The 18449-nt window shown below is 72.4% G+C and carries 17 protein-coding genes; 10 read left to right on the plus strand and 7 right to left on the minus strand.

Features of this window, described 5'->3' with window-relative positions; genetic code table 11:
• Positions 1 to 36: 36 nt before the first annotated feature.
• Together ACF1AG_RS10810 and ACF1AG_RS10815 are read right to left on the minus strand one after the other, a co-directional pair.
• Positions 37 to 1002 (minus strand): DeoR/GlpR family DNA-binding transcription regulator, encoded by a 966-nt coding sequence (locus tag ACF1AG_RS10810; protein ID WP_387794967.1) that lies wholly within the window; start codon positions 1000 to 1002, stop codon positions 37 to 39.
• A gap of 99 nt (positions 1003 to 1101) precedes the next feature.
• Positions 1102 to 2550, minus strand: a complete 1449-nt coding sequence (locus ACF1AG_RS10815; RefSeq protein WP_359601151.1) for an NAD(P)H-quinone dehydrogenase — start codon at positions 2548 to 2550, stop codon at positions 1102 to 1104.
• A gap of 87 nt (positions 2551 to 2637) precedes the next feature.
• Here ACF1AG_RS10815 and ACF1AG_RS10820 point away from each other — a divergent pair, with 87 nt between their 5' ends.
• The 3 genes from ACF1AG_RS10820 to ACF1AG_RS10830 all read left to right on the plus strand — a co-directional run bounded on the left by ACF1AG_RS10820 (position 2638) and on the right by ACF1AG_RS10830 (position 6194).
• Positions 2638 to 3075, plus strand: coding sequence for a gamma-glutamylcyclotransferase (locus ACF1AG_RS10820; RefSeq protein ID WP_359601152.1), 438 nt, complete (start codon positions 2638 to 2640; stop codon positions 3073 to 3075).
• Positions 3076 to 3156: 81 nt separating this feature from the next.
• A complete protein-coding gene (locus tag ACF1AG_RS10825) occupies positions 3157 to 3981 on the plus strand; it encodes a purine-nucleoside phosphorylase (RefSeq protein ID WP_359601153.1) in 825 nt (274 codons plus the stop codon).
• Positions 3982 to 4559: 578 nt separating this feature from the next.
• Positions 4560 to 6194 (plus strand): phospho-sugar mutase, encoded by a 1635-nt coding sequence (locus tag ACF1AG_RS10830; protein ID WP_391809625.1) that lies wholly within the window; start codon positions 4560 to 4562, stop codon positions 6192 to 6194.
• A gap of 207 nt (positions 6195 to 6401) precedes the next feature.
• On the opposite strand, the gene ACF1AG_RS10835 is transcribed toward ACF1AG_RS10830, so the two are convergent.
• Positions 6402 to 7136: a PH domain-containing protein gene (locus ACF1AG_RS10835; RefSeq protein WP_391809626.1), complete on the minus strand. Its 735-nt coding sequence runs from the start codon at positions 7134 to 7136 to the stop codon at positions 6402 to 6404.
• A gap of 181 nt (positions 7137 to 7317) precedes the next feature.
• On the opposite strand from ACF1AG_RS10835, the gene deoC reads away from it, so the two are divergent.
• From deoC to ACF1AG_RS10850, 3 genes are read left to right on the plus strand one after another with little or no spacing between them, the layout of a single operon-like run.
• Positions 7318 to 8271 (plus strand): deoxyribose-phosphate aldolase, encoded by a 954-nt coding sequence (deoC, locus tag ACF1AG_RS10840; RefSeq protein ID WP_359601180.1) that lies wholly within the window; start codon positions 7318 to 7320, stop codon positions 8269 to 8271.
• A gap of 5 nt (positions 8272 to 8276) precedes the next feature.
• Positions 8277 to 9713: an aldehyde dehydrogenase family protein gene (locus ACF1AG_RS10845; RefSeq protein ID WP_359601156.1), complete on the plus strand. Its 1437-nt coding sequence runs from the start codon at positions 8277 to 8279 to the stop codon at positions 9711 to 9713.
• On the plus strand, positions 9706 to 10629 hold the full coding sequence (locus ACF1AG_RS10850) for an aldehyde dehydrogenase family protein (protein WP_359601157.1): 924 nt from the start codon (positions 9706 to 9708) through the stop codon (positions 10627 to 10629). Before ACF1AG_RS10845 ends, ACF1AG_RS10850 begins: the two co-directional genes overlap by 8 nt.
• Positions 10630 to 10833: 204 nt before the next feature.
• On the opposite strand, the gene ACF1AG_RS10855 is transcribed toward ACF1AG_RS10850, so the two are convergent.
• Positions 10834 to 12423, minus strand: coding sequence for a hypothetical protein (locus tag ACF1AG_RS10855; RefSeq protein WP_359601158.1), 1590 nt, complete (start codon positions 12421 to 12423; stop codon positions 10834 to 10836).
• A gap of 93 nt (positions 12424 to 12516) precedes the next feature.
• Entirely contained in the window at positions 12517 to 12855 is a 339-nt protein-coding gene (locus tag ACF1AG_RS10860) for a hypothetical protein (RefSeq protein ID WP_391809627.1), read from the minus strand.
• A gap of 59 nt (positions 12856 to 12914) precedes the next feature.
• Here ACF1AG_RS10860 and ACF1AG_RS10865 point away from each other — a divergent pair, with 59 nt between their 5' ends.
• Positions 12915 to 13625, plus strand: coding sequence for a uridine kinase (locus ACF1AG_RS10865; RefSeq protein ID WP_391809628.1), 711 nt, complete (start codon positions 12915 to 12917; stop codon positions 13623 to 13625).
• On the opposite strand, the gene ACF1AG_RS10870 is transcribed toward ACF1AG_RS10865, so the two are convergent.
• Positions 13622 to 14260, minus strand: a complete 639-nt coding sequence (locus ACF1AG_RS10870) for a DUF6518 family protein (protein WP_359601161.1) — start codon at positions 14258 to 14260, stop codon at positions 13622 to 13624. The two genes, ACF1AG_RS10865 and ACF1AG_RS10870, sit on opposite strands and share 4 nt — an antisense overlap.
• Before the next feature lie 280 nt (positions 14261 to 14540).
• Positions 14541 to 15278, minus strand: a complete 738-nt coding sequence (locus ACF1AG_RS10875; protein ID WP_359601162.1) for a SigE family RNA polymerase sigma factor — start codon at positions 15276 to 15278, stop codon at positions 14541 to 14543.
• Between the two features lie 243 nt (positions 15279 to 15521).
• Between ACF1AG_RS10875 and afsQ1 the strand changes: the two genes are divergently transcribed.
• From afsQ1 to ACF1AG_RS10890, 3 genes are read left to right on the plus strand one after another with little or no spacing between them, the layout of a single operon-like run.
• Positions 15522 to 16199 carry a two-component system response regulator AfsQ1 gene (afsQ1, locus tag ACF1AG_RS10880; protein ID WP_033272295.1) on the plus strand — a complete coding sequence of 226 codons (678 nt, stop codon included), beginning with the start codon at positions 15522 to 15524 and terminating at the stop codon, positions 16197 to 16199.
• Positions 16196 to 17797 (plus strand): HAMP domain-containing sensor histidine kinase, encoded by a 1602-nt coding sequence (locus ACF1AG_RS10885; protein ID WP_359601163.1) that lies wholly within the window; start codon positions 16196 to 16198, stop codon positions 17795 to 17797. Before afsQ1 ends, ACF1AG_RS10885 begins: the two co-directional genes overlap by 4 nt.
• Positions 17797 to 18432, plus strand: a complete 636-nt coding sequence (locus tag ACF1AG_RS10890; RefSeq protein ID WP_359601164.1) for a hypothetical protein — start codon at positions 17797 to 17799, stop codon at positions 18430 to 18432. Before ACF1AG_RS10885 ends, ACF1AG_RS10890 begins: the two co-directional genes overlap by 1 nt.
• The last annotated feature ends 17 nt before the right edge of the window (positions 18433 to 18449 follow it).

The raw sequence follows: 18449 nt of genomic DNA on the forward strand, positions 1-18449 counted from the left end.
GAGGGCGCCGGGCGCTGTCGTACGTCCGCGGGCCGTTCAGCGGCGTCGCATGTCCGCCACCCGGGCGGCCCGCTCGGCGCCCTGCCCCTGGTCGGACGCGGCCCCCAGCGCGACGGCCGTACGCAGGCCGGGGGCCTGACGCCTCGGCCCGGGCAGCGGGACGTCACGGCGCTGCCGGCCCGACGGAGGGCCGTCACCCCCCGAGCTGCCGTTTCCCCCCGGCGCCCCCGCGACGGCGATCTGCACGCCCTGGTCGGCGAGGGCCTGGAGCTCGGTCGCCGCGCGGTCGTCGTGCGCGGGCGGCTCGTCGGTGACCAGCCGGGTGATGAGGTCCGTGGGCACCGTCTGGAACATGGTGTCCGTGCCGAGCTTGGTGTGGTCGGCGAGGACCACCACCTCGGCGGCGGCCTGGACCAGCGCCCGGTCGACGGACGCGGACAGCATGTTGGACGTGGACAGCCCGCGCTCGGCGGTCAGGCCACTGCCCGAGAGGAACGCCCGGGACACCCGCAGACCTTGGAGGGACTGCTCGGCGCCGCTGCCGACGAGGGCGTAGTTGGAGCCGCGGAGCGTGCCGCCGGTCATCACGACCTCGACCCGGTTGGCGTGGGCGAGCGCCTGGGCGACCAGCAGGGAGTTGGTGACGACCGTCAGCCCGGGCACCCGGGCGAGCCGGCGGGCCAGCTCCTGCGTGGTGGTGCCCGCGCCGACCACGATGGCCTCGCCCTCCTCCACGAAGTTCGCGGCGAGGTCGGCGATGGCGGTCTTCTCGGCGGTGGCGAGGTGCGACTTCTGCGGGAAGCCGGACTCGCGTGTGAAACCGCCCGGCAGCACCGCACCGCCGTGCCGGCGGTCGAGGAGTCCTTCTGCCTCCAGCGCGCGCACGTCCCGCCGTACGGTCACTTCGGAGGTCTGGACGACGCGGGCGAGCTCACGGAGCGACACGGCTCCGTTCGCTCGCACCATTTCGAGGATCAATTGGCGACGTTCTGCAGCGAACACGAAACTGACAGTAACGCCGACGACCGTCTGCTTTCAGCAGTTTGCGCTGAATAGCAGAAGTTGTTCGCACGGCCCCACAGCAAGTGGTATAGAGCCGGGTCAGGCCTCGGCGCCCGCCTTACGCGTGTGCAGCTGCCGCGCCACCTCGGCGATCGAGCCCGACAGGGACGGATACACGGTGAAGGCGTTCGCGATCTGTTCGACGGTCAGGTTGTTGTCGACCGCGATCGAGATGGGGTGGATGAGTTCCGAGGCGCGCGGCGCCACGACGACACCGCCGACGACGATGCCGGTACCGGGGCGGCAGAAGATCTTGACGAAGCCGTCGCGGATGCCCTGCATCTTGGCGCGCGGGTTGCGCAGCAGGGGCAGCTTCACGACGCGCGCGTCGATCTTCCCGCCGTCCACGTCGGCCTGCGTGTAACCGACGGTGGCGATCTCGGGGTCGGTGAAGACGTTCGACGAGACGGTCTTCAGATTGAGCGGAGCGACCGCGTCCCCGAGGAAGTGGTACATGGCGATCCGCCCCTGCATGGCGGCCACCGAGGCCAGGGCGAAGACACCGGTGACGTCACCGGCCGCGTACACACCCGGAGCGGTGGTCCGCGACACCTTGTCGGTCCAGATGTGCCCGGAGTCGCGCAGCCGCACCCCTGCCTCCTCCAGTCCCATGCCCTCGGAGTTCGGGATGGCGCCGACGGCCATCAGGCAGTGCGAGCCGGTGATGACCCGGCCGTCCGCCAGCGTCACCTCGACCCGGTCCCCCACACGCTTGGCTGACTGCGCCCGCGACCGCGCCATCACGTTCATGCCGCGCCGCCGGAAGACGTCTTCCAGCACGGCCGCCGCGTCCGGGTCCTCGCCGGGCAGCACGCGGTCGCGCGACGACACCAGCGTCACGCGGGAACCGAGGGCCTGGTAGGCGCCGGCGAACTCGGCACCGGTGACACCGGAACCGACCACGATGAGCTCCTCGGGAAGCTCGTCGAGGTCGTACACCTGCGTCCAGTTCAGGATCCGCTCCCCGTCGGGCTGCGCGTCCGGCAGCTCACGGGGATGCCCTCCGGTCGCGATGAGCACGGCGTCGGCGTTGAGCGTCTCCTCGCTCCCGTCGGCGGCGGTCACGACGACCTTGCGTGACCCGTCGAGCGCCTGCATCCCGTCCAGCCGCCCGCGCCCGCGCATGACGCGCGCGCCGGCGCGCGTCACGGAGGCGGTGATGTCGTGCGACTGCGCCAGCGCGAGCCGCTTCACACGCCGGTTGACCTTGCCCAGGTCGACACCGACCACCCGGGCCGCCTGCTCCAGCGGCGGGGTGTCGTCGGCCACGATGATCCCCAGCTCCTCGTAGGAGGAGTCGAAGGTGGTCATCACCTCGGCCGTGGCGATCAGGGTCTTGGACGGCACGCAGTCGGTCAGCACCGACGCACCGCCCAGGCCGTCGCAGTCGACGACGGTCACCTCCGCGCCGAGCTGCGCGGCGACCAGCGCCGCTTCGTATCCGCCGGGTCCGCCACCGATGATCACGATCCGAGTCACGTACTCCATTGTCCCGCACACTTCACCGTGCGCCCGCCCGGGGGTGCATCCCCTGAGCCACGACCGTCGCGGCACCCCCTGCCGTACCCTTCCCCCATGTCGCTCTACGCCGCTTATGCCGGCAACCTCGACGCCCGGCTGATGTCCCGCCGCGCCCCGCACTCGCCGCTGCGGGCCACCGGCTGGCTCAACGGCTGGCGGCTGACGTTCGGGGGCGAGCACATGGGCTGGGAAGGCGCACTCGCGACCCTGGTCGAGGACCCGATCTGCCAGGTCTTCGTCGCCCTCTACGACATCGCGCCCATGGACGAGGAGTCCCTGGACCGCTGGGAGGGCACGGGCCTGGACATCTACCGCCGCACGCGGATCCGGGTGCACACCCTGGACGGCGAGGAACACGCCTGGACGTACGTCCTGAACTCCTACGAGGGCGGCCTGCCCTCCGCCCGCTACCTGGGCGAGATCGCCGACGCGGCGGAGTCCGCGGGGGCGCCCCACGACTACGTGATGGAGCTCCGTAAGCGCCCCTGCTGACGGAAACGACAAGACAACGATCGCCATCCCGTCACCTCCCACATCTACGCGCGTAGGCGAATTGCGGCTACCCTCGTCGACGTGAACGCTTCTCTTCTTCCGGACGACATCCAGGGCGACCCGTACGCCGCAGCCGACGCCGCCGCAGCCCGCCTGCGCGAACTCACTGGCGCCGAGACCCACGACGTCGCCCTCGTGATGGGCTCCGGGTGGGCCCCGGCAGCGGACGCGCTCGGCACCCCCGAGGCCGAGCACCCGGTCACCGAGCTGCCCGGCTTCCCGCCGCCGGCGGTCGAGGGCCACGGGGGCAAGATCCGCTCCTACCGCATCGGGCAGAGGCGTGCCCTGGTCTTCCTGGGCCGCACCCACTACTACGAGGGCCGCGGCGTGGCCGCCGTCGCGCACGGCGTCCGCACGGCCGTGGCGGCGGGCGCGAAGACGATCGTGCTGACCAACGGCTGCGGCGGCCTGCGTGAGGGCATGCGCCCCGGGCAGCCGGTCCTGATCAGCGACCACATCAACCTGACGGCGACGTCGCCGATCGTCGGCGCGAACTTCGTCGACCTCACCGACCTGTACTCCCCGCGTCTGCGCACGCTGTGCAAGGAGATCGACCCCTCCCTCGAGGAGGGCGTCTACGCCCAGTTCCCCGGCCCGCACTACGAGACGCCGGCGGAGATCCGTATGGCGCGTGTCATCGGGGCGGACCTGGTGGGCATGTCCACGGTCCTGGAGGCCATCGCCGCGCGCGAAGCCGGCGCCGAGGTGCTGGGCATCTCCCTGGTGACCAACCTCGCCGCCGGTATGACCGGCGAGCCGCTGAACCACGAGGAGGTCCTCCAGGCGGGCCGCGACTCGGCGACGCGCATGGGCGAACTGCTCACCCAGGTCCTGGGCCGCCTGTAACCCCCTCCTCCACAACGGGGCTGTGCACCCACGGGTGCGGGTGCCTTCGGCGGGGGCGGCTTTCAGTGACACCCGGCGTCGGTGCGGACCCGGGGGTGTCGGCGCAACTCGGCGCCACGAGGTGCCGCCGCGCCCACCCTCCCCCATCGCCCTGGGCGGCACGACTGCCCGCGGTGAGCGTGCCACCGGTGCCGGTGCCGGTGCAGCCGCCGACGGCGAGGAGGGGACGGGGTGGGGGTGGGCGCCCGCAGCGGCTGGCGCGTCCACGCCCTGAGCCTCTCGAGACGCACTCTCGCGCCAGACCGAGGACGACCACCCCCACCGCGGCCCCGCACCACCACCCCACCGTGGGCGCTACACCAACCCCCACCGGGGCGGACGTTGCGCCGCAGGCACGCGACCCCAGCCCTCACCGGGCGGAAACGTGCCGCAAGCACACCACCCCCGCCCCCACCGGGCGAAAACGTGCCGCAAGCACACCACCCCCGCCCCCACCGGGCGAAAACGTGCCGCAAGCACACCACCCCCGCCCCCATGCGAACCTGACACCACACCGACCGAGAGAGGCCGACCGAACCGTGGAAGACGACGCGCTCATCGCACAGGCCCAGGCATGGCTCGCCGAGGACCCCGACCCGGACACCCGCGAGGAACTCGCCCGCCTCATCGACGACGGCGACCACGCCGAACTCACCGCCCGCTTCGCCGGCACCCTCCAGTTCGGCACCGCCGGCCTCCGCGGCGAGCTCGGCGCCGGCCCCCTCCGCATGAACCGCTCCGTGGTCATCCGCGCCGCCGCCGGCCTCGCCGCGTACCTCAAGAAGCAGGGCCACGACAACGGCCTCGTCGTCATCGGCTACGACGCCCGCCACAAGTCGCACACCTTCGCCGAGGACACCGCCGCCGTGATGACCGGCGCCGGCCTCCGCGCCGCGGTCCTCCCGCGCCCCCTCCCCACCCCCGTCCTCGCCTTCGCCATCAGGCACCTCGGCGCGGTCGCCGGCGTGGAGGTCACCGCCAGCCACAACCCGCCTCGCGACAACGGCTACAAGGTGTACCTGGGCGACGGCTCCCAGATCGTCCCCCCGGCGGACGCCGAGATCGCCGCGGAGATCGACGCCGTGGCGTCACTCACCACCGTCCCCCGCCCCACCACCGGCTGGGACACCCTTGACGACACCGTCCTCGACGCCTACCTCGCCCGCACGGACGCGGTCCTCTCCCCGGCCTCCCCCCGCACGGCCCGCACCGTCTACTCGGCCATGCACGGCGTCGGCAAGGACGTCCTCCTCGCCGCCTTCGCCCGCGCGGGCTTCCCCACCCCCGACCTGGTCACCGAGCAGGCCGACCCCGACCCGGACTTCCCGACCGTCGCGTTCCCCAACCCTGAGGAGCCCGGCGCGATGGACCTCGCCTTCGCGAAGGCCCACGAGACGAACCCCGACCTGGTCATCGCCAACGACCCCGACGCCGACCGCTGCGCCGCCGCCGTACAGGACGGCGGCGACTGGCGCATGCTGCGCGGCGACGAGGTCGGCGCGCTCCTCGCCGCCCACCTGGTCCGCCGCGGCGCGACCGGCACGTTCGCGGAGTCGATCGTCTCGTCGTCCCTCCTCGGCCGTATCGCCGAGAAGGCGGGCCTCCCGTACGAGGAGACACTGACGGGCTTCAAGTGGATCGCCCGCGTCGACGGCCTGCGCTACGGCTACGAGGAGGCCCTCGGCTACTGCGTGGACCCGGACGGCGTACGCGACAAGGACGGCATCACGGCGGCGCTCCTCCTCACGGAACTGACCTCCGAGCTCAAGGCGGAGGGCCGCACCCTCCTCGACCTCCTCGACGACCTCGCCGTGGAGCACGGCCTGCACGCCACGGACCAGCTCAGCGTCCGCGTGAAGGATCTGGGCCTGATCGCCGCCGCGATGCGCCGCCTGCGCGAGCAGCCTCCCACCGAACTGGCGGGGCTGCGCATCACGAGGACCGAGGACCTCACCGAGGGCACGGACAAGCTTCCGCCCACCGACGGCCTCCGCTACACCCTGGACGGCGCGCGGGTCGTCGTCCGCCCGAGCGGCACGGAGCCCAAGCTGAAGTGCTACCTGGAGGTCGTGATCCCGGTGGCGGCCAAGGCGGACCTCCCCGAGGCCCGCACGAGGGCGACGGCCCTCCTGGCCGCGATCAAGCAGGACCTGTCCGAGGCCACGGGCATCTGAGAAAGCGGGGGCGGCCCAGAAGGACCGCCCCCGCCGCACCTCACAGCCCACGCGCCCGAGCCCAGCTGAGCCGGCTCAGCCCGCCCCTCCCCGGCCGGCCCCTCAGCCCGGCCCTCATCCGGCCCGCAGTCCCGCGCTCAGCCGGCCCGCAGCCCAGCTCTCAGCCCAACCCTCAGTCCAACCCTCAGCCGGCCCGCAGCCCCGCTCTCAGCCCAACCCCCACAACACACCCAGCAGCACAGCCCCCGCCACGGCAGGCGCGATGATCTCGTAGGCCCACCGCACGGTGACCTCCCCCTGCGTCCCCGGCTCCCCCTGCCGCCGCTCGTGCAGCTCACGCAGCTCGTCCATGGCCTGGTCCGTCTCGGCCCGACGCGGCCCGTCGGCGGCAAGGGCGGCACCTGCTCCCAGATCGGCGGCCCCCACCGCACCCCCGGGCACCCCGGCACCCCCGCTCCCGCGACCGCGCCCGCCCTGCCCGGCTCGGGCGGCCGCACGCGCGGCCCGCGCCTCCTGCCGCGCCGCCTTGCTGCGCGCCCGTACGGAGACGGGCAGCGCCCACAGCTGGTACTTGGTGCCGGACTCGTCGACGACCTCGTTGGAGAACCCGGACCGCAGCGAGGCGACCTGCCCCCACGGCAGCACGATCAGCCGCAGCGGGTTGCGGATGCGCAGCCGGTCGTCGTTGACGAAGACGGCGGGCCGCAGGGTGTAGGCGAACACCAAGGGCACGAGGAAGAGCATGGTGGCGAGGGCGAGCCACGGCGTGCGGCCCTCGCCGACGAAGACCGCGTCGATGCCGAGCCAGGCGACGATGGCGAGCACCAGCGCGCCTCCGACGACGCCTGCGGGCGAGCGGTAGACACGGTCCTTGTACGGGGTCGTCGCGGTCCCGGCGGGCTTCGTGGGCTCCGGCTCGCGCGACGGGTCGGGGGTCGTCATGCCCCCGATTCTGCACGACCCCGGCCCCGGACCCGAAGGCCGCTCGTCCCGGCCCCGGCCACTTGCCCGTCCCGGACCGGCCCCTCGCTCGCCCCGCCCCCTCCCCCTCACACCCCACGGCCCCGGATCCGTTCCGGGGCTGTACAGCCGCTACGCGCGTAGATATGCTCGTCTGGTGACCATGCCCACCACTGCACCCCACGCTCTGAGCGACGTCACCGCGTCCGACAGCACGCTGCGCCGTTTCCTCCACGGGCTGCCCGGCGTCGACGCGGTCGGCCTGGAGGCACGTGCCGCCTCCCTCGGCACCCGCTCGATCAAGACGACCGCGAAGGCGTACGCCATCGACCTCGCCATCTCGATGGTCGACCTGACGACGCTGGAAGGCGCGGACACCCCGGGCAAGGTCCGGGCGCTCGGCGCGAAGGCGGTCCGCCCCGACCCGACCGACCGCACCACGCCCGCCACGGCCGCGGTCTGCGTCTACCCCGACATGGTGGCCACGGCGAAGGAGGCGGTCGCCGGTTCGACCGTCAAGGTCGCCTCCGTCGCCACCGCCTTCCCGGCGGGCCGCGCCCCGCTCTCCGTGAAGCTGGCGGACGTCCGTGAGGCCGTCGCCGCCGGTGCGGACGAGATCGACATGGTCATCGACCGCGGCGCGTTCCTCGCGGGGAACTACATGAAGGTGTACGACGAGATCACCGCCGTGAAGGAGACCTGCGGGACGGACGCCCGCCTGAAGGTCATCTTCGAGACGGGCGAACTGTCGACGTACGACAACATCCGCCGCGCGAGCTGGCTCGGCATGCTGGCCGGGGCCGACTTCATCAAGACCTCGACGGGCAAGGTCGCGGTGAACGCGACCCCGGCGAACACCCTCCTGATGCTGGAGGCGGTGCGCGACTTCCGCGCCCAGACCGGGATCCAGGTCGGTGTGAAGCCGGCGGGCGGCATCCGCACCAGCAAGGACGCGATCAAGTTCCTGGTCCTGGTCAACGAGACCGCGGGCGAGGACTGGCTGGACAACCACTGGTTCCGCTTCGGCGCCTCCTCGCTGCTGAACGACCTGCTGCTGCAGCGGCAGAAGCTGGCCACCGGCCGCTACTCCGGTCCCGACTACGTGACGGTGGACTGATCACCATGGCACCTGTTTTCGACTACGCCCCGGCGCCCGAGTCCCGCTCGGTCGTCGACATCGCGCCGTCCTACGGCCTCTTCATCGACGGCGAGTTCACCGAGGCGGCCGGCGGCAAGGTCCTCAAGACCGTCTCCCCCTCCACCGAGGAGGTCCTGTCCGAGGTCGCCGAGGCGTCCGAGGAGGACGTCGACCGCGCGGTGCGGGCGGCCCGCAAGGCGTTCGAGAAGTGGTCCGCGCTGCCCGGCTCGGAGCGCGCGAAGTACCTCTTCCGCATCGCCCGCATCATCCAGGAGCGCAGCCGCGAGCTGGCCGTCCTGGAGACGCTGGACAACGGCAAGCCGATCAGGGAGACCCGCGACGCGGACCTCCCGCTGGTCGCCGCGCACTTCTTCTACTACGCGGGCTGGGCCGACAAGCTGGAGCACGCGGGCTACGGCGCGAACCCGCAGCCGCTCGGCGTCGCGGGCCAGGTCATTCCCTGGAACTTCCCGCTGCTGATGCTGGCGTGGAAGATCGCCCCGGCGCTCGCGACCGGCAACACGGTCGTCCTGAAGCCCGCCGAGACCACGCCCCTCTCCGCCCTCTTCTTCGCGGACATCTGCCGTCAGGCGGGCCTGCCCAGGGGCGTCGTCAACATCGTCACCGGTGACGGCCGCGCCGGAGCCGCGCTGGTCGCCCACCCGGACGTGAACAAGGTCGCCTTCACCGGATCGACCGCCGTCGGCAAGGAGATCGCGCGCACGGTCGCGGGCACCCGGAAGAAGCTGACGCTGGAACTGGGCGGCAAGGGCGCGAACATCGTCTTCGACGACGCGCCGATCGACCAGGCCGTCGAGGGCATCGTCAACGGCATCTTCTTCAACCAGGGCCAGGTCTGCTGCGCGGGCTCGCGCCTGCTGGTGCAGGAGTCGATCCACGACGAGCTGCTCGACTCCCTGAAGCGCCGGCTGTCCACGCTGCGCCTCGGCGACCCGCTGGACAAGAACACCGACATCGGCGCGATCAACTCCGCGGAGCAGCTGGCGCGGATCACCGCGCTGGCGGAGCAGGGCGAGGCGGAGGGCGCCGAGCGCTGGTCCCCGGCCTGCGAACTGCCGGAGAACGGCTTCTGGTTCGCCCCGACGCTGTTCACGAACGTCACCCAGGCGCACACCATCGCCCGCGACGAGATCTTCGGCCCGGTCCTGTCGGTCCTCACGTTCCGCACGCCGGACGAGGCGGTCGCCAAGGCCAACAACACGCCGTACGGCCTGTCGGCGGGCATCTGGACCGAGAAGGGCTCGCGGATCCTGGCGGTGGCGAACAAGCTCCGCGCGGGCGTGATCTGGTCCAACACGTTCAACAAGTTCGACCCGACCTCGCCGTTCGGCGGTTACAAGGAGTCGGGCTTCGGCCGCGAGGGCGGCCGCCACGGCCTGGAGGCGTACCTCGATGTCTGACAAGAACGAGAAGACCGAGAAGCCCGAGAAGAACGAGCGCCTCTCCGTCTTCAAGACCTACAAGCTGTACGTCGGCGGGAAGTTCCCGCGTTCCGAGAGCGGCCGGGTGTACGAGGTGACTGACGCCAAGGGCAAGTGGCTGGCCAACGCACCGCAGTCGTCCCGCAAGGACGCCCGTGACGCGGTGGTCGCGGCCCGCAAGGCGTTCGGCGCCTGGTCCGGCGCGACGGCGTACAACCGCGGCCAGATCCTGTACCGGATCGCGGAGATGCTGGAGGGCCGCCGGGACCAGTACGTGCGGGAGGTCGGCGAGGCCGAGGGCCTGTCGAGGTCCAAGGCGGCGGCGCAGGTGGACGCGGCGATCGACCGCTGGGTCTGGTACGCCGGGTGGACCGACAAGATCGCCCAGGTGGTCGGCGGCGGCAACCCGGTCGCGGGCCCGTTCTTCAACCTGTCCTCCCCCGAGCCGACCGGTGTGGTCGCCGTGCTGGCGCCGCAGGAGTCGTCGTTCCTCGGCCTGGTCTCGGTGGTGGCGCCGGTGATCGCGACGGGCAACACGGCGGTCGTGATCGCGTCGGAGAAGGCCCCGCTGCCGGCCCTGTCCCTGGGCGAGGTGCTGGCCACGTCCGACCTGCCGGGCGGTGTGGTCAACATCCTCTCCGGCCGTACGGCGGAGATCGCCGCGCCGCTCGCCGCGCACCAGGACGTCAACGCGATCGACCTCGCGGGCGCCGACGAGGCGCTGGCGAAGGAGCTGGAGATCGCGGCCGCGGACAACCTGAAGCGCGTGCTGCGTCCACAGCCTGTGGACGAGTGGGCGGCGGCGCCCGGCACGGACCGTATGACGGCCTTCCTGGAGACCAAGACGGTCTGGCACCCCACGGGTTCGCTGGGCGCGTCGGGCTCCTCCTACTGACCCCCCCCCCCCCCGCGGCCGGTCCTCCGGACTGCTCGAGGACGGTCGCGGCTCATCTCCGTCCGGATGAGCCCCCGGCCGTCCTCGAGCACCGCCTGACACGGGCCGCCACGACCTGGGCCCGGCCCCGTACGGACGACGCGCTCGTCCGCCGGGAGACATACGACAGCAGCCCGCGCGGTGCACCCGCTCCCCGCCTCGCCGTCACCCCGAGGCCAGCTGCTCCGCTATCTCACTGATCCAGCCCGCCGTCTTCGCCGGGTCGTCGAGGGTCTGCGCCCACGTCTCAGGATCCAGCTCGTGGTCGGCGGGGCCCGCCTTGAGAGCGATGAGGAGGGCCCTCGCGGATTCCCTCATCTCGAGCGTCCTGTCGCCGCTGCCGGGGATGCCGGGGCCCGCCGCCAGGGCGTAGATCTCACGTGCCATGGCCTGGCGTTCGCCCTTCGACACCTTCTTCCAAAACGTCAGGGCGTGCTTCAGCGAGTCAGCGCGCGATGCGGCCTTCTCCGGGGTCTCTCCCTCCGGCGCCCAGCGTTCGGGGTGGCGTTTCTCCTCGTACCGCTTCGTGGCCGCGCGGAGCGCCTTGTACAGGGTGACGCCGAGAACGAGGCCGGCGCCGGCCCCGGCGAGGCCCCACCCGACCGGATTGCTCGCCAGCCCGGCCGTTCCCGCCGCGACCGCCGTCACGACGCCGGCCGCGGCCTTGGCGGACTCGCCCACCGCGCCGCCGACCGTCTCCTTGCCGATCTTGGTGAGCTGCTTCTTCTTCGCGTACTCCTGCGCCCTGGTCAGCCTGTCCGCTTCCCTCTCCCTCTTCCGCTCCGCGTGCTGGATGCTCTCGGCGGCGTCACGGACCTCACCCATCGCCTCCCAGGCGGCGTCGATGGCCTCGGCCACGAGCTCCAGCCGTTCCTCGCCCTCGTGGTCCCAGTAGGCGTCCAGCGCGACGTACGCCTCCGCCGCGGCCCATTCGGCCTGTTCCCGCGACTCGTTCAGCCGGGCCAACGCCGCCACCTCGACGAGGTGAGGGTCGCCGAGCTCCTTCACCCTCTTGTACTTGCGGGCCGCTCCCCCGACGCGGAAGGCCGCCCGTATGCCCTTGACCGCGCCGACGGAAGCACTGGCGATACCGCTCGCTTCGGACGCCACCGCGGCGTCCGCCGCCTTCTGGACCTTGGTCACCTCTTTGGCGATGGCGGCGCTGTAACTTCCCGAACCGGCGGCGCCGATGACCGCGTCGGTCCCCTTGGTCCTGGCCTTCTTCCGCGCCGTGTGGTGCTCGGCGCCGGTCTCGTGCGTCTCGGCGGCCTTCATGTTCTTGTACGCGTCCATGCCGCTGACCACGGCGCCGGTGGCCTCCGTGAGGAGGTTCCCCGACGCGGCGGACGTACCCGAGGCGGCGGCGGAGTGCTTGAGTCCCTCGTCGGCCGTGGCGGCGGCCTGCTGGGTGAAGCCCGCGTTGACGGGGGTCTGGGCTCCCTTGACGAAGGTGTCGATCGGCTCGAGATTCTTCTTGAACCTGTCCAGGAGGGCGGCGATCCGGTCGCGGTAGTCCTTCTTCGCTCCGGCGGACGTGCCACCGTTCTCCGGCGCCTTCCCCTTGTCCGCGCTCCTGGCACGCTGCACCGCCGCCGCCGTGGCCCGGTTGCCGGCGCTGGACTGCAGCCGGAGGAGGGCGTGCCCCACCGGGTTGCGGGGCGGGCTCCCGGCCCGGGTCCCTTCCTGACGCTGCCGGACCGATGTCAGGACGGCCGCGGACGGTCGTGCCGAGGTGCGTTGGGCCGGGGTGCTCATGGACGTACCTCTCCTGCGGCCGGGGCGGGGCGCGGCAAAGCTAGCCGGGCGCGGCCAACGGAAGGGGTACCGCGGGAGAACGCTCGGGGATGCTCAGCCCCTCAGCGCGTCCGTCGCCCGCCCCGCCATTGGGATGCTGCCGACCGACTCCGCCTGGGCGACCGGCCCGGTCACCTCGCGGGAGTCCAGCCCGCGGAAGTCGGCGACCTGCGTGCCGACGCCGTTGTCGAGCGGGTCCACGCCCGTGCCGGCGAGCGGGTTGGGCTTGAGGTCCGCGACCGTTCCGACGACCTGGCCGACGTCGTCGGGCAGCACCTGCGCCTCCGCGGCGGACGCTCCTCCCGCCGCGACGCCGAGCGCCGCTCCCGCCGTCGCGAGTACGGCCATGGAGCGCCGGACGACGGGCGTCCTGGGTGCCTTGTGTCGGGCCATCGCTGTGCCACCTCTTGGCTTCGCAGGGTCAACGGTCAGACGCGCAGCGTAGTGGAGATGTGACGCGCGCTTCAAAGTCGGACCGCCGGGTCGTACGCCACCCGCGCGATGCCTCACACTGGTGTCCCGTGAGTTCCCAGTCGCCCATATCCGCGCGAGTCGTGCTGCTCTGCGGCCCTTCCGGCTCCGGCAAGTCCCTCGTATCGGCCCGCTCCGGCCTTCCGGTGCTGCGCCTGGACGACTTCTACAAGGAGGGCGACGACCCGACGCTGCCGCTGGTGGCGGGCACCTCCGACATCGACTGGGACGACCCCGCCTCGTGGGACGCGGACGCCGCGGTCACCGCGATCGACCGGCTGTGCAGGACGCGCACGGCGCAGGTCCCGGTGTACGACATCTCGCTGAGCGCCCGTACCGGTGAGACGACCGTGGACATCGGCGGGACGCCGCTGTTCATCGCCGAGGGCATCTTCGCGGCGGAGATCGTGGACCGCTGCCGCGAACTGGGTCTGCTGGCCGACGCGCTGTGCCTGAGCCGCGGTCCGGTGCGGACCTTCCGGCGCCGGTTCCTGCGGGACCTGAAGGAGGGCCGCAAGTCGGTGCCGTTCCTGCTGCGCCGCGGCTGGCGGCTGATGCGTCTGGAGCGGTCGATCATCGCCCGCCAGACGGCGCTGGGCGCGTACGCCTGCGACCGCGAGGAGGCTCTGACCCGCATGGCCGCCGCGGCGGTCGCGGGCCGCCCGGCGGCGGCCTCTCCGCGGCAGCTCTAGACCGAGCCGATCAGGCCGTCGAGCACGAACAGCTCGGCGAGGTAGAACACGAAGGCGAACACGGGGGCGAGGACGGCGCACCACCAGAAGCGACGCTCCCCGGCGCGCGCCAGGTGGACGGTCAGCAGGGCCGTGAGGAGCGCGCCGACGGCGAGGAACACGACCGCCTCTCCCCAGTAGTGCAGCGTCAGCCCCATCCAGAGGCCCTCCCCCAGCACCACCATCGCGATGGCCGCTCCCGCCGTCGCCCGTACCGCTCCCTGCCCGTACCGCACGGTCCATCCGCCCCATCCGAGCAGCGGCCCTCCCACCAGGCCGGCCACCGACCAGACGGCGGCGGTGCCGAGCCCTCCGGTACCGAAGGTGTCCCCCAGTGCGGACGCCGTGTAGTAGCCGGCGCAGGTGGCGAGCATCATCAGGCCCCCGCTCCAGGCGGCGAGCCCCCGGGTCCGGATCAGCGCGCCGGCCGCGGCGGCCCAGATGATCCAGGTGGACACGGAGTTGGTGGCCCGCTCCAGCAGGGGCGTCGTCCCGTGGAGGGTGTATGTCGCCCAGCCGAGCAGCAGTCCGAAGGCCGTCACGGCGGCGAGAACTGTGACGGGGGTGTCGCGGCGCGGCGCGGTCATGGTGGCCATGCACGGCACTATACACATCGCGTATACATAGGGTGTGTAGTGCGGGGTCCACCCGCGCTCCCGGGACCGGGCGCACGAAAAAGCGGGACCGCGTGACGGGCCCCCCGGCCCCGCGCAGTCCCGCTGTTTCCGCACCCCCCGGGTGCTCCCCCTCCTTGTTCCCCCGTGCTCCCCCCGCTGTGCTCCCCCGGATCCCCCGATCCCCGTTCACCGCGCGGACGCCCCCCGACGTCCTGACGGTCCCCCCGTGTCCCCCGTGTCCCCCGTGTCCCCCGAACCCTCAGGCGACGAGCTCCCCGAAGGCGTTCTCCTCGTCACGGCCGAAGCTGAGGACCTCGTCCTCGCGCAGCCGGCGGAGCGACCGCCAGATGCTGGACTTCACCGTGCCGACACTGATGTTGAGGATGTCCGCGATCTCCGGGTCCGTGCGGCCCTCGTAGTAGCGCAGGACCAGCATGGTGCGCTGGAGTTCGGGCAGCCGGGCCAGCGCCTGCCACAGGACCGCGCGCAGCTCGGTGCCGCGCATGGCGTCCGTGTCACCGGCCGTCTCCGGCAGCTCCTCGGTCGGGTACTCGTTCAGCTTGCGGCGGCGCCACGCGCTGATGTGCAGGTTGGTCATGGTACGGCGGAGGTATCCGCCGACCGCCGCCTTGTCGCTGATCCGGTCCCACGCCCGGTAGGTCGAGAACAGCGCGCTCTGCAGCAGGTCCTCGGCCTCGAAGCGGTCGCCGGTCAGGTGGTAGGCGGTGGCGTACAGGGAGGCGCGGCGCTCCTGGACGTAGGCGGTGAACTCCGCCTCGCTCACCGAGCGGCGCTCCCCCGGTTCCTCCCTGTACGCGCTTCCCCCGTCGGTGTCCCCCGTGGACGCGTCAACCACCGTCATGATCGCGGTGTGCTGACGCCCGGCGCCGCGAGCGCACCCCCGCATGCCCGCGGCGCCGGACTTCTCGGAACTCCGGTGCACGTCGTGCAGACGCGTGACAACTGCGCTGGTGCTGGTGCCGTGCAGCGTGTTCATCTCGCGCCCCCCGTCGTGGACTTCCGGTGTTTCCGCCTGCGGTTGTGCTGTGCCGAAAAGCTTGCCGCGCCACCTTCATGGCCGTGTCCGCCGACTGTCACAGACGTGTCACAGGGGTCGGTCACCGTGACCGCACACTTCCTCCACAGCCCGGCGGGTGCGAAAGCGGCACGTATCCGGGCCCAAGGGGCACCCACCGCGCGCGGGTCGAACAGGAAGCCCTCCATGGGCCAGAATGAGCGTGTGCCTTCCCTGTTGCTGATCGAGGACGACGACGCCATCCGCACGGCCCTGGAGCTCTCACTGACGCGCCAGGGTCACCGCGTGGCGACCGCTGCCAGTGGTGAGGACGGTCTGAAGCTGCTGCGCGAGCAGCGGCCGGACTTGATCGTGCTGGACGTGATGCTGCCCGGCATCGACGGCTTCGAGGTGTGCCGTCGCATCCGGCGCACCGACCAGCTGCCGATCATCCTGCTCACCGCGCGCAGCGACGACATCGACGTCGTGGTCGGCCTGGAGTCCGGCGCCGACGACTACGTGGTCAAGCCCGTGCAGGGCCGGGTGCTGGACGCCCGGATCCGCGCGGTGCTGCGGCGCGGGGAACGCGAGTCCAGCGACTCGGCGACCTTCGGCAGCCTGGTCATCGACCGCTCGGCGATGACGGTGACGAAGAACGGCGAGGACCTCCAGCTCACCCCGACGGAGCTGCGGCTGCTGCTCGAGCTGAGCCGGCGGCCCGGGCAGGCGCTGTCCCGTCAGCAGCTGCTGCGGCTGGTGTGGGAGCACGACTACCTGGGCGACTCGCGCCTGGTGGACGCGTGCGTCCAGCGGCTGCGCGCCAAGGTCGAGGACGTGCCGTCGTCCCCGACGCTGATCCGTACCGTCCGCGGTGTCGGCTACCGGCTGGATCCGCCTCAGTGACACAGGAGCACCAGGGGGGAGGCCGCGGCTGGTCCGCGGCGCGCAAGGGAGTCTCGTCGCGGCTGCGCTTCACGAGCCTGCGCCTGCGGCTGGTCGTCGTGTTCGGCCTGGTCGCGCTGACGGCCGCCGTTTCCGCGTCCGGGATCGCGTACTGGCTGAACCGCGAGTCGGTGCTGACGCGTACGCAGGACGCGGTGCTGCGCGCCTTCGAGCAGGAGATGCAGAACCGCGCGGGCGCGCTGCCCGAGCACCCCAGGCAGGACGAACTGCAGCGCACGGCGGGCCAGATGGCCAACAGCAGCCAGCGCTTCACGGTGCTGCTCGTCGCCGAGAACCCCGAGGGCCAGACGGTGTACGGCAGCTCGGGCGGGCTGAACGGCTTCTCGCTGGGGGACGTGCCGGAGTCACTGCGCGAGGCGGTGGCCGAGCGGCAGAAGGTCACGTCGAACAACAAGTACCCGCACCATCTGTACTGGCAGCGGATCGTCGAGGACGACACCCCGTACCTGGTGGCCGGGACCGAGCTGATCGGCGGCGGCACCACCGGCTACATGCTGAAGTCGCTGGAGCCGGAGGCGAAGGACCTCAACTCGCTGGCCTGGTCGCTGGGCATCGCCACCGGCCTGGCGCTGATAGGTTCCGCCCTCCTCGCGCATGCCGCCGCGACGACCGTGCTGAAGCCGGTGCAGCGGCTGGGGACCGCGGCGCGGCGGCTCGGGGAGGGGAAGCTGGACACCCGGCTGAGAGTGTCGGGCACCGACGAACTGGCCGATCTGTCACGGACGTTCAACAAGGCCGCCGAGGCGCTGGAGAAGCGGGTCGCGGACATGGCGGCGCGGGACGAGGCGTCCCGCCGGTTCGTCGCGGACATGAGCCACGAGCTGCGCACCCCGCTGACCGCCATCACCGCCGTGACGGAAGTCCTCGAGGAGGAGCTGGAGTTCGAGGGCGGCGGCATCGACCCGATGATCCAGCCCGCGGTGCGGCTGGTGGTGAGCGAGACCCGGCGGCTGAACGACCTGGTGGAGAACCTGATGGAGGTCACCCGCTTCGACGCGGGCACGGCCCGTCTGGTCCTCGACGACGTCGACGTCGCCGACCAGATCACCGCCTGCATCGACGCGCGCGCCTGGCTGGACGCGGTGGAGCTGGACGCCGCGCGCGGCATCCACGCCCGGATCGACCCGCGCCGCCTGGACGTCATCCTCGCCAACCTCATCGGCAACGCCCTCAAGCACGGCGGCTCGCCGGTGCGGGTGTCGGTGCGGGAGGAGCCCGGCGAGGACGGGGACGCGTCGGGCGGCTCGGTCGTCATCCGGGTGCGGGACCGCGGTCCGGGCATTCCGGAGGAGGTCCTGCCGCACGTCTTCGACCGCTTCTACAAGGCCAGCGCCTCCCGTCCGCGCTCCGAGGGCAGCGGTCTCGGCCTGTCCATCGCGCTGGAGAACGCGCACATCCACGGCGGTGAGATCACGGCGGCCAACTCGCCCGAGGGCGGTGCCGTGTTCACCCTGCGGCTGCCGCGGGACGTGTCCGCCGCGGAGTCCGGCGACAAGACCGGCGACGCCGGGGACGAGGGCGCCGAGGGGGACGCCTGATGAACGGACGACACGGACGGCACGGAAGCCACCGGGCCGCCCTGCCCGCCCTCGCGGGGGCCGTGGTGCTGGCCGCGCTGCTGGCCGGGTGCGGGATCCGGGCGACCGAGGTGCCGACCGACTTCGGTCCCGCGCCCTCCCGGGTGCGCTGCTCCCTGGGCGAGCCCGAGAGGGCCGGGCAGGGCGAGCGCGGGCTGCCGGTGCAGGTGTTCCTGGTGTGCGGGCCGTCGCTGGTGGCCGTGGACCGGGCGGTGCGGGTGGCCGACGGCGCGACGGACGCGCGCCGGGTGCTGGTCGCACAGGGCCTGATGGACGAGCTGACGCGGGAGCCGACGGAGCCCGAGCGGGAGGCCGGCTACACCACACGGGTGCGGCAGGGGACGACCGTGACCGGGCCGCGGGCCGGCGACCCGGAGGACACGCTGCGGCTGAGCACCCCGCCCGCCGAGCTGTCCGCGACGGCGCTCGCCCAGATCGTGTGCACCTTCTCCGACTCGGCGGCGGCCGAGGGCAACGGCTCGGTGATCCTGGGCGGGCCCGACGACGCGACGCCGCGGCGCTACCGCTGCACCGACGACGTACGGACCCGTCCGGCGGCCGGGAGGCCGCCCTCCACCGAGGCCACCGGAAGCTGACCCGGCGGGTGCCCGCG

It is taken from the genome of Streptomyces sp. NPDC014764 (genome assembly GCF_043082785.1).
In the GTDB taxonomy this organism is placed as follows: Bacteria; Actinomycetota; Actinomycetes; order Streptomycetales; family Streptomycetaceae; genus Streptomyces; species Streptomyces althioticus.

What these genes read in the sequence shown, in the direction of transcription:
- ACF1AG_RS10820 (WP_359601152.1), top strand. Translation starts at nt 2,638, where the DNA reads ATGTCGCTCTACGCCGCTTATGCCGGCAACCTCGACGCCCGGCTGATG.
- ACF1AG_RS10890 (WP_359601164.1), top strand. Translation starts at nt 17,797, where the DNA reads ATGAACGGACGACACGGACGGCACGGAAGCCACCGGGCCGCCCTGCCC.
- ACF1AG_RS10815 (WP_359601151.1), bottom strand. Translation starts at nt 2,550, where the DNA reads ATGGAGTACGTGACTCGGATCGTGATCATCGGTGGCGGACCCGGCGGA.
- ACF1AG_RS10850 (WP_359601157.1), top strand. Translation starts at nt 9,706, where the DNA reads ATGTCTGACAAGAACGAGAAGACCGAGAAGCCCGAGAAGAACGAGCGC.
- ACF1AG_RS10855 (WP_359601158.1), bottom strand. Translation starts at nt 12,423, where the DNA reads ATGAGCACCCCGGCCCAACGCACCTCGGCACGACCGTCCGCGGCCGTC.
- ACF1AG_RS10870 (WP_359601161.1), bottom strand. Translation starts at nt 14,260, where the DNA reads ATGGCCACCATGACCGCGCCGCGCCGCGACACCCCCGTCACAGTTCTC.
- ACF1AG_RS10845 (WP_359601156.1), top strand. Translation starts at nt 8,277, where the DNA reads ATGGCACCTGTTTTCGACTACGCCCCGGCGCCCGAGTCCCGCTCGGTC.
- ACF1AG_RS10835 (WP_391809626.1), bottom strand. Translation starts at nt 7,136, where the DNA reads ATGACGACCCCCGACCCGTCGCGCGAGCCGGAGCCCACGAAGCCCGCC.
- deoC (WP_359601180.1), top strand. Translation starts at nt 7,318, where the DNA reads ATGCCCACCACTGCACCCCACGCTCTGAGCGACGTCACCGCGTCCGAC.
- ACF1AG_RS10875 (WP_359601162.1), bottom strand. Translation starts at nt 15,278, where the DNA reads ATGAACACGCTGCACGGCACCAGCACCAGCGCAGTTGTCACGCGTCTG.
- ACF1AG_RS10860 (WP_391809627.1), bottom strand. Translation starts at nt 12,855, where the DNA reads ATGGCCCGACACAAGGCACCCAGGACGCCCGTCGTCCGGCGCTCCATG.